Annotated in this window: 11 protein-coding genes; 8 read left to right on the forward strand and 3 right to left on the reverse strand. The window is 75.3% G+C overall.

Annotated elements, in window-relative coordinates:
* The first annotated feature begins 147 nt into the window (after positions 1-147).
* From ACIQBJ_RS03835 to ACIQBJ_RS03860, 6 genes are all read left to right on the forward strand, one after another.
* Complete coding sequence (locus tag ACIQBJ_RS03835) at positions 148-1,098, forward strand: ABC transporter permease (protein WP_400702905.1); 951 nt, start codon at positions 148-150, stop codon at positions 1,096-1,098.
* Positions 1,099-1,100: 2 nt separating this feature from the next.
* Positions 1,101-3,047: a dipeptide/oligopeptide/nickel ABC transporter permease/ATP-binding protein gene (locus tag ACIQBJ_RS03840; protein WP_400702908.1), complete on the forward strand. Its 1,947-nt coding sequence runs from the start codon at positions 1,101-1,103 to the stop codon at positions 3,045-3,047.
* Positions 3,044-4,027 (forward strand): oligopeptide/dipeptide ABC transporter ATP-binding protein, encoded by a 984-nt coding sequence (locus ACIQBJ_RS03845; RefSeq protein ID WP_400702911.1) that lies wholly within the window; start codon positions 3,044-3,046, stop codon positions 4,025-4,027. The genes ACIQBJ_RS03840 and ACIQBJ_RS03845 overlap by 4 nt, the downstream gene beginning before the upstream one ends.
* Entirely contained in the window at positions 4,024-4,947 is a 924-nt protein-coding gene (locus ACIQBJ_RS03850; protein ID WP_400702914.1) for a dihydrodipicolinate synthase family protein, read from the forward strand. Before ACIQBJ_RS03845 ends, ACIQBJ_RS03850 begins: the two co-directional genes overlap by 4 nt.
* Before the next feature lie 239 nt (positions 4,948-5,186).
* Positions 5,187-6,116 carry an ROK family protein gene (locus tag ACIQBJ_RS03855; RefSeq protein ID WP_400703492.1) on the forward strand — a complete coding sequence of 310 codons (930 nt, stop codon included), beginning with the start codon at positions 5,187-5,189 and terminating at the stop codon, positions 6,114-6,116.
* Entirely contained in the window at positions 6,113-6,862 is a 750-nt protein-coding gene (locus ACIQBJ_RS03860) for an N-acetylmannosamine-6-phosphate 2-epimerase (RefSeq protein ID WP_400702917.1), read from the forward strand. The genes ACIQBJ_RS03855 and ACIQBJ_RS03860 overlap by 4 nt, the downstream gene beginning before the upstream one ends.
* A 112-nt stretch (positions 6,863-6,974) precedes the next feature.
* Here ACIQBJ_RS03860 and ACIQBJ_RS03865 read toward each other — a convergent pair whose 3' ends face one another.
* Positions 6,975-7,694, reverse strand: coding sequence for a DUF4386 domain-containing protein (locus ACIQBJ_RS03865; protein WP_400702920.1), 720 nt, complete (start codon positions 7,692-7,694; stop codon positions 6,975-6,977).
* Positions 7,695-7,833: 139 nt separating this feature from the next.
* Between ACIQBJ_RS03865 and ACIQBJ_RS03870 the strand changes: the two genes are divergently transcribed.
* Together ACIQBJ_RS03870 and ACIQBJ_RS03875 are read left to right on the forward strand one after the other, a co-directional pair.
* Complete coding sequence (locus ACIQBJ_RS03870) at positions 7,834-8,550, forward strand: TetR/AcrR family transcriptional regulator C-terminal domain-containing protein (protein WP_400702923.1); 717 nt, start codon at positions 7,834-7,836, stop codon at positions 8,548-8,550.
* Between the two features lie 240 nt (positions 8,551-8,790).
* Entirely contained in the window at positions 8,791-10,608 is a 1,818-nt protein-coding gene (locus ACIQBJ_RS03875; protein ID WP_400702926.1) for an exo-alpha-sialidase, read from the forward strand.
* A 7-nt stretch (positions 10,609-10,615) separates the two neighbouring features.
* Here the strand turns inward: ACIQBJ_RS03875 and ACIQBJ_RS03880 are convergent, their stop codons facing one another.
* Together ACIQBJ_RS03880 and ACIQBJ_RS03885 are read right to left on the reverse strand one after the other, a co-directional pair.
* Positions 10,616-11,419, reverse strand: coding sequence for a FadR/GntR family transcriptional regulator (locus ACIQBJ_RS03880; protein ID WP_400702929.1), 804 nt, complete (start codon positions 11,417-11,419; stop codon positions 10,616-10,618).
* A gap of 97 nt (positions 11,420-11,516) precedes the next feature.
* Complete coding sequence (locus tag ACIQBJ_RS03885; protein WP_400702932.1) at positions 11,517-12,959, reverse strand: sialate:H+ symport family MFS transporter; 1,443 nt, start codon at positions 12,957-12,959, stop codon at positions 11,517-11,519.
* Positions 12,960-12,993: the final 34 nt, after the last annotated feature.

Here is a 12,993-nt window from a genome sequence, read left to right on the forward strand (position 1 = left end):
GTCCACCCCCCGGCGGGGGGGGGGGGCCCCGCCGGGGCCCCCCCGGGGGGGGGCGGCCCGCGGCCCCCCCCCCGCCCCCCCGCCCCCCCGGCCCCCCGGGGGGGGGGCCCGGGCCCCCCCCCCCGCCCCTCCTGATTGGGACTCCTCATGCTCGTATTCCTCCGGCTCGCGCTGCGGCGGCTCGCGATGCTGCCGGTGATGGTCCTCGGCGTGACCCTGCTGGTCTTCGTGGTGCTGCAGTTCTCGCCCGCCGACCCGGCGTACAACGCCCTCGGCGACGGCGCGTCCGAGCAGGCCCGGGCGGCGTTCGCCGCCGCCCACGGCCTCGACGACCCCCTGCCGGTGCGCTACGTCCGCTTCCTCGGCGACCTGCTGCACGGCGACCTCGGGGTGACCGTGCCGCCGAGCGCGCCGGTCGCCGACCGGATCGCCACCGCGTTCCCGCTGACCCTCCAACTCACCCTGCTGGGACTGGCGATCGCGGTCGTGCTGGCGCTCGCCCTCGGCCTCACCGGCGCGCTGTACCGCGACCGCTGGCCCGACCAGCTGACCCGGGTGCTGTCGATCTCCGGCGTCGCGATCCCGTCGTTCTGGCTCGGCATCGTGCTGATCCAGGAACTGGCCCTGAACCGACCGCTGCTGCCGACCGGCGGCTACGTCAATCCGGCCGACTCGGTGGGCGGTTGGCTGCGGACGATGATCCTGCCCGCGGTGTCGCTGGCGATCCCGGTGGCCGCCGGGCTGGCCCGGCTGGTGCGCACCGCGATGGTCGCCGAACTCGACCGCGACTACGTCCGCACCGCGACCGGCAACGGCCTGCCGCGGGCCGTGGTGGTCCGCGGCGTGCTGCGCAACGCGCTGGTGACCCCGCTGACGGTGCTGGGGCTGCGGGTCGGCTACCTGCTGTCCGGCGCCGTGGTGATCGAGACCATCTTCGACCTCCCCGGCATGGGCAAGCTGATCCTCGAAGGCGTCACCGGCGGCGACGTCGCCCTGGTGCAGGGCACGGTGCTGACCATCGCGGTGGTCTTCCTGGCCGTGAACGTCCTCGTCGACCTGCTCGTCCTGCTCGTCAACCCCCGTGTCAGGACGGTGTGATCATGCGTATCGGACTCCTGCGCTCGCTGGCCCGGCCCGGCGTCGCCTTCCGCCGGCTGCCGCCCGCCTCCCGGATCGCCCTCGGCGTGCTGCTGCTGGTGCTGTTCGCGGCGGCCCTCGGCCCGCTGTTCACCCAGGACCCGCTGGCCACCGGCCTGCCGGTGCAACCTCCTGGCGGCGCGCACTGGTTCGGCACCGACCGGGCCGGGCGCGACGTGTTCGCCCGGGTGGTCGGCGGCGCCCGCTACTCGCTGGTGATCGGCCTCGGCGCGACCCTGGTCGCGCTGCTGGTCGGCAGCGTGCTCGGCGCGTTCGCCGCGACCTCCCGGAAGGCCGGCGACGAGGGCGTGATGCGCACCCTCGACGTGGTGATGGCCTTCCCGCCGATCGCGCTGGCCGCCGTGCTGGTCACCATCTTCGGCACCAGCGTGCCGATCCTGGTCTGCACGATCGCCTTCGTCTACGTGCCGATGCTGACCCGGGTGGTGCGCGCCAACGTCCAGGCCCAGTACGGCGAGGACTACGTGGCCGCCGAGCAGGTGATCGGCGCCCGGCGCGGCTGGATCGTGCTGCGGCACGTCGCCGTCAACTGCGCCGCCCCGATCGCGGTGTTCGCCACCGTGCTGGTCGCCGAGGCGATCATCTTCGAGGCCAGCCTGTCCTTCCTCGGCGCGGGCGTGCAGCAGCCCAACCCGAGCTGGGGCAACGTGCTCGCGTACGGGCAGCAGATCCTGCTGGCCGGCGGCTGGTGGGCGACGCTCTTCCCCGGCCTGGCGATCCTGGTTACCGTACTGGCGCTGAACGTGCTCGCCGAAGGGCTCACCGACGCCACCGCCTCGCCCGCCAAGTCCGCTCCGGTGCAAGGCGGTTCGGATCGGGCCGGCACCGGAGCGGCCCCCGAGGACGAGCGGGTCTCCGCCGCGCTGGCGGTGCTCGCCGAGCGGATCGCCGACCGGCCCGGCCCGGTGGCGCCCGTCCCGGACGACGCGCCCGAACTGCTCGCGGTGCGCGACCTGTCGATCCGCTTCCCCGACCGCTACGGCGAGGTCGCCGTCGTCAGTGGCCTGGACTTCACCGTCCGGCAGGGCGAGACCCTGGGCCTGGTCGGCGAGTCCGGCTGCGGCAAGTCGATCACCTCGCTGGCCGTGATGGGCCTGCTGGCCCGCAACGCCGAGGTCTCCGGCCGGATCGAGTACCGCGGCCGGGACCTGCTCACCATGGACGCCAAGGAGCGCCGCGCCCTGGCCGGACCCGAGATCGCCATGGTGTACCAGGACGCGCTCTCCTCGCTCAACCCGTCGATGCTGGTCGGCCGCCAACTGCGCCAACTCACCTCGCGCGGCGGCACCAGGGCCCCCGCCGAACTGCTCGACCTGGTCGGCCTCTCCCCCGAACGCACCCTGCGCTCCTACCCGCACGAGCTGTCCGGCGGCCAGCGCCAGCGCGTCCTGATCGCCATGGCGCTGTCCCGCGACCCGAAGCTGCTGATCGCCGACGAGCCGACCACCGCGCTCGACGTCACCGTGCAGGCCCAGGTCGTCGAACTGCTGGTCCGGCTGCGCGAGGAGCTCGGCTTCGCCATGGTGCTGGTCTCGCACGACCTCGCCCTGGTCGGCGACCTGGCCCACCGGGTCGCCGTCATGTACGCCGGACAGCTCGCCGAACTCGGCGACACCGAGGCCCTGTTGACCGATCCCGCGCACCACTACACCCGCGGCCTGCTCGGCTCGGTGGTCTCCCTGGAGGCCGGGTCCGAGCGCCTGCACCAGATCCGCGGCGTGGTGCCCGCCCCGCAGCGCTTCAACGCCGGCTGCCGGTTCGCCACCCGCTGCGCCGCCGCCAGCGAACTGTGCCGCACCACCCCGCCGCAGGCCGCCGACCGCTCCGCCGGCCACGCCTTCGCCTGCCACCACCCGGCGGCCCACCGCCTCGAAAGGAGCCCGCGATGACACGTCCCGTACTGAGCCTGGACGGTGTGCACGTCCGCCACCGGGCCCGCAGTGGCGGGCTGTTCAAACGGGACGCCGTGCACGCCCTGACCGACGCGACCCTCACCGTGGGCAAGGGCGAGATCCTCGGCCTGGTCGGCGAGTCCGGCTGCGGGAAGTCCACCCTGGCCCGGGTCCTGACGGGCCTGCAGAAGCCGACCGAGGGCACCGTGTCCTTCCGCGGCGAGGACCTGTGGACCCTGCCCGCCGACCGGCGGCGGCGCGAATTCGGCTCCGGCGTCGCCATGGTGTTCCAGGACGCCTCCACCGCGCTCAACCCGCGACTGCCGGTCGGCCGCATCCTGCGCGACCCGCTGGACGTCCACCGGCGCGGCACCCCCGCCGAACGCGAGGCCCGCGTCGAGGAGTTGCTCGACCTGGTCGGCCTGCCCGGCCACGTCGCCCGCAACCTGCCCGGCCAGCTCTCCGGCGGGCAGCGCCAACGCGTCGCCATCGCCCGGGCGCTGGCCCTGGAACCGGAGATCGTGGTCGCCGACGAGCCGACCAGCGCACTGGACGTCTCGGTTCGCGCCCAGGTCCTCAACCTGCTGGTCGACCTGCGCGAACGCCTGGGCCTCGGCATGGTGTTCGTCTCGCACGACATCCAGACCGTGCGCTACCTCGCCGACCGGCTCGCCGTGCTCTACCTCGGCCGGGTGGTCGAGGAGGGCCGCGCCCGGCAGGTCGCCGCCGCACCCGCCCACCCGTACACCCGGGCCCTGCTCTCCGCCACCCCCAGCCTGCTGGAGGACACCGCGCGGATCGTCCTGCACGGCCCCGTCCCGTCCGCCACCAACCCGCCCTCCGGCTGCCCGTTCCGCACCCGCTGCTGGAAGGCCGACGACGCCTGCGCCACCGCGTTCCCCGCCGCCGACGGCGACGACACCCGGCGCTGGCACTGCATCCACCCCGAGAACCTTCTTCCCAGGAGCACGTCATGACCACCCGCCGCCCCGCCTTCTCCGGCGTCGTCCCGCCCGTCGTCACCCCGCTCACCGCCGACGGCGACATCGACGTCCCCTCGCTGGAACGCCTGGTCGGCTTCCTGCTGGAGGGCGGCGTGGACGGCCTGTTCGCGCTCGGCAGCTCCGGCGAGACCGCCTACCTCACCGAGGCCCGGCGCACCCGCGCCCTGGAGATCGTGGTCGGCGCGAACGCCGGCCAGGTCCCGGTGATCGCCGGCTGCATCGAGACCACCACCGACCGGGTGATCGAACGGGCCCTGATCTCACGGGACCTGGGCGCGGACGCGGTGGTCGCCACCGCGCCGTTCTACACCCGCACCCACCCCGGGGAGATCGAACGGCACTTCCGCGCGATCGCCGCCGCCGCCGAACTCCCGCTGTTCGCCTACGACATCCCGGTCTGCGTGCACAACAAGCTGGACACCGCGATGCTGCTGCGGCTGGCCGCCGACGGGGTACTGGCCGGGGTCAAGGACTCCTCCGGCGACGACGTCGCCTTCCGCTACCTCTGCCTGGGCGCAAGGGAGTTGCCGGACTTCGCGGTCCTCACCGGCCACGAGGTGGTGGTCGACGGCGCGCTGCTCGGCGGCGCGGACGGCGTCGTCCCCGGCCTCGGCAACGTCGACCCGCACGGCTACCGCCGCCTGGTCGACCACGCCGCGCGCGGCGACTGGGCCGCCGCCGCGGCCGAACAGGACCGGCTGGCAAGCCTGTTCGAGATCGTCACCGTCGCCGAGGACACCTCCGGCACCGCCGCGGGCCTCGGCGCCTTCAAGACCGCGCTGATGCTGCGCGGCGTCATCGCCACCAACGCGATGAGCACCCCCATGGCCCCCTACGACGCCGAACAGACCGCCGCCGTCGCCGCGATCCTCGACCGGGCCGGGCTGCGTTGACCCCCGCCACGGACCCCGCCTACGGCGGCGGGACACCAGGGCGGCCGGGCAACGGGCGGGAGGCCGCCGAGCTGAAGACCGCCGGGCCACAGACTGCCGGGCCGGGGGCCGCCGGTGGGCCGTCGGGGTCGGGTGGCACAACACCGGTGCGCGGAAAGCCCGTTGATCCTGAAGTTCCGGTCGCCGCCACCGTCGCCGTCGCCGCCTCCGCCGGCCCGGTCGGGCCGGTCGTGGCCGGGGTGGACATCGGCGGGACGAAGACCTCCGCCGCGCTGGTCGGGCCGGACGGCGCGGTCGGACGGGTCGTCACCGTGCCGACGCCCGCCGCCGAGGGACCGGCCGCGGTGCTGGCAGCGGTGGCCGGGGCGGTCCGGGCGCTCGGCGGCGAGCCGGCGGCGGTCGGGGTCGGCAGCGCGGGCGTGATCGATCCGGCGCGCGGCCGGGTCGTCTCGGCGACCGACGCGATGCCGGGCTGGGCGGGGACCGAACTCCGTTCCGGGCTGGAGCAGTTGCTCGGCCTGCCGGTCGCCGTCGACAACGACGTGCACGCGCACGCCCTCGGCGAGGCGTGGACGGGCGCGGCCCGGGGCGCCCGCACCGTGCTGCTGGCCGCGGTCGGGACGGGCGTCGGCGGTTCGCTGCTGATCGACGGCCGGGTCCACCACGGGGCCCGGAACGCGGCCGGGCACCTGGGGCACCTGGCCGTCCCCGAGGCGGACGGCCTGCCCTGCACCTGCGGCGGCACCGGCCACGTCGAGGCGGTCGCGTCCGGCCCGGCCCTGCTGGCCGCGTACCGCCGCGCGGGCGGCGGCCCGGACGTCACCGACCTGCGGGCGGTCGCCGCCCTCGCCGCGGACGGCGACCCGCTCGCCGCCCGGACCCTGGCGACCGGCGCGCGGGCCCTCGGCCGGGCGCTCGGCGGCCTCGCCAACGTCCTCGACCCGGACCTCGTCCTGATCGGCGGCGGCGTCGCCCACTGCGGTCCGTCCTGGTGGGAGCCGCTGCGGGCCGCCTTCGCCGCCGAACTGCTCCCCCCGCTGGCCCAACTCGCCCTCACCCCGTGCCGGTTGGGCACCGGCGCCGCGATCGTCGGCGCGGCCCGTCTCGCCCGGCAGCACCTCCCCCGACCCGACCGCGCCGTCCCGCACCGTTCCGGAGGCCCCGCATGACGCCCCCTCAGCCCCCGCCCCTCGGCGGCCGCCGTCCCGCCGGTCCCCCGCCGCCCGTCCTGGAGCGGCTCCGGGGGCGGCTGATCGTCTCCTGCCAGGCTTATCCCGGCGAGCCGTTGCGCGACCCGGACGCGATGCGGCGGATGTCGCTCGCCGTGCTGGCGGGCGGGGCGGCCGGGCTGCGGGCCCAGGGGCTCGCCGACCTGCGGGCGATCCGGGCGGCCACCGACGCGCCGCTGATCGGACTGTGGAAGGACGGCGCGTCGGGGGTGGTGATCACGCCGACCGCCGGGCACGTCCGGCAGGTCGCGGCGACGGGCGCGGACGTCGTCGCGCTGGACGCGACGTCCCGGCCGCGCCCGGACGGCCGGCCGCTCGCGGAGTCGTTCGCGGCGGCGCACGGGGCGGGCGCGCTGGTGATGGCGGACGTGGCGACGTTCGAGGAGGGCCTGCGCGCGGCCGAGGCGGGCGCGGACCTGGTCGGCACCACGCTGTCCGGCTACACCGCCGACTCGCCGCGCCTCCCCGGCCCGGACCTCGACCTGGTCGCCGCCCTCGCCGCCGCCCTCCCCGTCCCGGTGGTCGCCGAAGGCCGCTTCCACACCCCGGCGCAGGCCCGCGCCGCCCTCGCCGCCGGTGCCTTCTCCGTCGTGGTGGGCACCGCGATCACCCACCCGACCACGCTGGCCCGCCGGTTCGCGGAGGCCCTGGAGAACGGCGACCGGCCTTCCCCGCAGGACGGGTGACGGCTGCTCCGCTGCCCGGGGGGCCGCCGCGTTCGCCGTTCCCCGTTCCCCGTTCGCCGTTCGCCGTTCCCCGTGATCGGTCGCGCACCGGAATCCGACCGTGACGAACGGGTCACGCCTCGGTCGGACGGCCGGTCGGCGCCGGTCCGCCGACCGGGCGGAAGCCCTTGAGCAGCAGGGTGAGGGCGAGGGCCAGCTCCCAGGCGAAGGTGGGCAGCGCGGCGAGGGCGCCGGCCGTGGAGAGCTGGCCGTAGAGGCCGAAGAGTTCGGCGGTGGCGGTGGCGAGCAGGAGCGGGCCGCCGACCAGGCCGAGGAGGGCGACGGGACGGGGGACCAGTCGGGAGCGGTACAGCACGGCGGCGAGGACGGTGGTGTTGGCGCCGCAGACGAAGTTCGGGCCGAGCAGGAACGTCCAGTCGTGGACGGCGACCAGGCCGCGGGCCGTGGTGAGGAGCGCGCCGGGGTCGGCGCCGGCCGGCGGGTGCTGACGGAGGGTCAGGACGGCGAGCAGCGCGACGATGCCGACGGCGATGACGGCGGCCTCCAGGGTGCGCAGGGCGACGTAGCCGATCGAGGCGGCCTCGCCGTGGCGGCGGACCACCGGATGGAGGGCGCAGGCGGTGCCGACGATGCCGAACGCCAGCAGCACCTCGGCGAGCGCGCCGAGCAGGACCCGGTGGTCGGCGCCGGTGCCGAGCACGTAGCCGGTGTCGTGCAGGACGGGCGCGTAGAGGGCGAGCGCGCCGATCGAGGTGACGTGGGTGAGCAGGTAGCACAGGCCCGCGGCGACGGCGAGCTTTCTGGACGGGACGGCGGGCACGGAACTTGCCACCAGGGACTCCTCGGATCGGAAGGGCCCGGAACGGTCCGGGCGCGGCCGGAGGTGTACGGCGTACACCTCCGGCTCGAAAGGTAGGGTGCACCGCGTACACCTGTCAACGCCCGTCCGACCCGCGAGAGGCGCCGCCCCGATGGACCGCACCCCGAACGCCGCTCGCCGACCGCAGCTGAACCGGGCCCGGGTGCTGGCCGCCGCGGTGGAGCTCGCGGACCGGACCGGGATCGAGGCGCTGAGCATGCGCGGGCTGGCCCAGGAGCTGGGCGTGGTGCCGATGGCGCTGTACAAGCACGTGGCCAACAAGGAAGAACTGCTGGACGGCATGGTCGAGGCGGTCGTCGGCGAGATCGGCCCGCCGACGGGCGGCGCGGACTGGCAGGCGGCGGTGCGCGGGCGCGTCCTCGCCGCCCGGGCCGCGCTGCTGCGGCACCCGTGGGCGTCCCGGGCGATCGAGAGCCGGACCAGGCCGACCCCCGCGATGCTCAGCCACCTGGACTCGGTGGCCGGCCTGTTCCTCGCGGGCGGAGTCTCCGCCGACCTGACCCACCACGCCATGCACGCCCTGGGCAGCCGGGTCTGGGGCTTCACCCAGGAACTGTTCCCCGCCCCGCCGACCGACCCGGCCGCCCAGGCAGCGGCCGAAGCCGCCCAGGCGGCGACAGCAGCCCAACTGCAGGCGATGGCGGCACACTTCCCGCACCTGGCGGCGATCGTCGCGGCCCGCTCGCACGACCCCGGCTCGGTCGTCGGCGGCGGCTGCGACGACGCCTTCGAGTTCGAGTTCGCCCTCGACGTCCTGCTCGACGGCTTCGCCCGCCTGCACCGCGCGGGCTGGACCTCCGCCCACTGAGGCATCCCACCACCAAGACATCTGATGTCTTGCGCCGGACCTCTTGACCGCTCGCACTCGTTCTCCCTAGGGTCACTGGCGAGACATCAGATGTCTTTGCTCTGATGCTCGTCCCCACCCGTCCGCCGACCGGCCACCCCCAACGGGCCGCCGCAGCGCGCTCCGCGCCGGTCGGCGGACGCGGCCCCCCTTCGGCGGAACCCTCGACCGAACCCCCCTCGGACGATTGCGAGCACTCCCGTGGCCCTCTCCCCTCCGCACGCCCGCACGCTGGTCGCGGCCCTCGCCCTGGCGGCGGCCTCGCTGCCGCTGGCGGGCGGCCCCGCCCTGGCGGCCTCCCCGACCGGCCAGCGCGCCGTGGTCTCCCAGGACTGCGCGTCCGGCGGACGCATCCAGCAGACCGTGGTGAACGACACCGCCGCCGCCACCGTCTTCACCCTCTCCTGGCCCGGCAACGGCACCTGGACGGCGAGCGTCGCGGCCCACGACTCCGCGCACTTCTACTTCACCAAGCCCTCCGGCACCGCCTACACGCTGCGCACCACCACCCCGCAGGGCTACGACAGCACCGTCACCGGCACCCTGGACTGCTCGAACGCGCTGGACGCCAACGTGAGCCTGGAGTGCCCGCGCACCGCGGACGGCTCGCTGCCCGCCACCCACCGGCTGCGGGTGACGCTCGACAACCGGACCGCCACCGCGCAGACCTTCGCCGTCGCCTGGCCCGGCCGGGCCGACTCGCCCTGGACGGTGACCGTTCCGGCGATGTCCGGCGACTCCTCGCTGTACTGGACCGTCCCGAACGGCACCCCGTACACCTTCAACCTGTCTGCCACCGGGCGCAGTTGGACCGCCACCGAGTCCGGCGCCGCGAGCTGCGGCCTGGCCGCCGGCACCCCCGGCATGAACGCGCAGACCGTGCTGACCACGAGCACCCCGATCAGCGGCGTCAACACCCTGGCGGCGGACGGCGTCTCGTACACCACGGCCACCGCCACCGCGAAGTCGGTGCGCATCCCGGCCCTGGCCCAGACCGCGTCCGGCACGGTGATCGCCACCGCCGACGCCCGGATCGACGGCGGCGCCGACCTCGGCGGCGGGACGAACAACATCCAGGTGGCGATGGTCCGTTCGACCGACGGCGGGACGACCTTCTCCGCGCCCCGGATCATCGCGCACCCGCCCACCACCAAGGAGGGCTACGGCGACTCCAGCCTGCTGGTGGACCGCGTCACCGGCCGGGTGTTCTGCTTCTTCACGTACGCGCCGAAGCCCGGCGTCGGCTACTCCGGCTCCACGGCCGGCGAAACCTCCGCCACCGGTACCACCAACACCCACGTCAGCTACGTCAGCTCGGACGACGACGGCGCCACCTGGAGCGCCGTCGTCGACCTGAACCCGTCCGTCCGGGACGCCGGTTGGGCGGGCATGTTCGCCTCCTCCGGGCACGGCGTGCAGCTCGCCTCCGGCCGCCTGGTACAGCCGATGGTCTACCACGACGCGGCCGGCGACCACGCCGCGAACCTGTACTCCGACGACCACGGCGCGAGCTGGCACGCGGGCTCCTCCGCGGCGACCGGCGTGAACGAGTCCAAGGCGATCCAGCGCGGCACCGGCAAGGTGGTGCAGAACATGCGCTCCAACGGGGGCGGCAACCGCTGGTACGCCACCGCGAGCGACACCGGCGCCGCCGATGTCGCCTCCCCGTTCGGCGCCGCCTGGAACTCGGGCCTGCTGGACCCGGGGTGCAACGGCGACGAGATCTCCTACCTGCGGCCCACCGACGTGGACGCGGCCGGCCGGCCGCTGCTCAGCGGCACCGCGGTCCTGTCCAACGCGGCGACCTCCGACAACGCCACCCGGCAGGACCTCACCGTCCGGATCAGCCAGGACGACGGCGCCAGCTGGCCGCACCGGGCGCTGCTGAAGGCCGGGCCGAGCGGCTACTCGAGCGCGGCGGTGCTCGACGACGGCACGGTCGCCGACCTGTACGAGATCGGCGGCACCGGCGGCATCGTCTACACCGCCTTCACCACCGCCTGGGTGCAGGGCTCCTGACGGACCGTCAGAGACGTGCGGCGGGAGCCGGGCCCGCGCCGGGAGCGGACCCGGCGCCGGCCACCGCGGCCGCCTTCGCGTTGCGCTCGCGGGCGGCGGCGATCCGGCGCCGCGCGGGCCGGTAGTGCGCCTCCACCGCCCGGTCGAAGGCCGCCGCGTCGCTGCCGCGGACGGCGGCCACCACCGCCCGGTGCGCGTTCACGGTGTCGATCTCGTCCTGCTTGGTGATCACCTGGAGGTGCGGGGCGACGATGCCGTACACGTCCCAGCAGGCCGAGGAGAACTGGCTGATCAGGTCGTTCTTCAACGGCTCGACCAGCAGCGCGTGGAACCGGCGGTCGATCGTGATGACCTCCCGGCCGGCCGCCAGCCCGGCCTCCATCTCGTCGACCAGCGCGTCGAGTTCGGTGAGGTGGTCGGCGTGCAGGGTGTCCAGGATGCGCTGCGCCATGCCGCGCTCCAGCACCTCGCGGACGTCGACCAGTTCCTCCAGGACCTTGAAGTCGTCCTCGGGGCTGAGCAGTCCGCGGAAGGTCAGCCCCTCGACCAGGGCGGACATGCTGAGCCGCCCCACGAAGGTGCCGTGGCCGTGCCGGACCTCGACGATGTCCAGCGCGTCCAGGGTCTTGACGGCCTCGCGGACGCTGGAGCGGCTGGCGGCCAGCGCCTCGCACAGCTCGCCCTCGCTGGGCAGCGGGTCGCCGGGGCGCAGCCGGTTGTCGATGATGTAGCGCTTGATCCGCTCGGCCACCTCGTGGCGGCGCAGCGGCCGCGCCGAGGCCCCGCTCCTGCCGCGGCTGCTGTCGGCCACCGGTGTCTCCCCCTCTGCCGTCCGCACTCCCCCGGGCTGCGGCCCGTCCGGCCGCGGGGGCTGCCCAGCCTACCAGCCGACCGCCGGACATCCGATGTCAGACCAGTGGGTTCGGCAGGGTGTCGAAGCGGCGGTGCAGCCGACCGGGGACGTCCAGGCCGATCAGCAGGATCACCAGCAGGCTGAGGCCGAAGGTGAGGACGGCCAGGGCCTGGCCGAGCGGCCGGCCCTCGGCGAGCCGGGCGCCGAGCAGCGGGGCGACGGCCCCGCCCAGCGCGCCGACGTTGTAGACGAAGCCGAGGCCGGAGGCGCGGCGCCGCACCGGCAGCCGGGCCGCCAGGTAGCGGGGCAGCAGGCCGGAGATGCCGAAGGAGGTGGCCTGCAGCAGGAACAGCAGCACGCCGAGCAGCAGCAGGTCGTCCCGGACGGCGAAGACCGGGAAGACCAGGGCCAACGAGGCGGTGAGGGTGAGCGCGTAGGCGCGGGCCGGGCCGAACCGGTCGCCGGTGAAGCCCGCCAGCACGCAGCCCGCGGCCGTCCCGAACCCGGCCCAGAACAGCACGTCGCGGACCTGCTCGGGGCTGTAGTGCAGTTCGGTGCGCAGGTAGGTGGGCAGCAGCGCCTGGATCGGCCAGGTGTAGAGGAACCCGGCGAACACGGTGGCGGTGAGCGCGAGGTACAGCACCCGGTACCGCGGGCCGCCGAGGCGCACGGCGAAGGTGCCCAGGCCCGCGGCGACCAGCAGGGCGAGCGGCCAGGCGGCGGGTCCGGCCCGGCCGGTGAACAGGAGCAGCAGCGCGCCGAGGACGGCGGCGGCGAGGGCGAGGTGGGCGGCGGCGCGGCGCGGGGCGGGGCGCCCGTCGGCGGTGGTGAACAGCGGGCGGAACGGGTTCGGGCGGGTGGCGGTCTCCGCGACGGCCTCCGCCCAGTCGACGGCCTCGGGCAGGGCGCGGCGCAGCCAGAGCGCGAACAGGGCGGGGAGGACGCCGAGGACGAACAGCCGGCGCCAGCCGTAGGCGGGCACCACCACGCTGTAGACCTGGGCCGCCAGCACGGTGCCGATCGAGTAGCCGGAGATCAGGAACCCGCTGGCCCGGCCGCGCAGCGCGGCGGGCCAGCTCTCCATCACGTAGGTCGCGCTGGCGCTGTACTCGCCCGCCATGCCGAGGCCGACGACGGTGCGGGCGGCGAACAGCGCGGCGTAGTTCGGGGCGAGGCCGCAGGCGAGGGTGCCGAGCGAGAACAGCAGGATGCTCGCCGCCATCGCGGCCCGCCGCCCGTACCGGTCGCCGAGCGCGCCCAGCAGCATGCCGCCGAGCCAGCGGCTGACGAACGCGGCCGAGACCAGCGAGGCCGCCCGGGCGGCGTCCAGCCCGAACTCGGCCCTGATCTCGGTCAGCACCAGCGTGATCAGGACGAAGTCGAACCCGTCCAGCACGTACCCGCCCCACGCGGCCCCGAACGCCCGCCAACCGCGCCCGCCGACCTGCCGGTACCAGCGCCCCGGCGGGGGCGCGACGCTGCGCGGTGGGCGTTCCATCGCGGCAGGATATCCGGAAGCGATCCCTCCGGGA

The organism is Kitasatospora sp. NPDC088391 (genome assembly GCF_044753345.1).
GTDB lineage: Bacteria > Actinomycetota > Actinomycetes > Streptomycetales > Streptomycetaceae > Kitasatospora.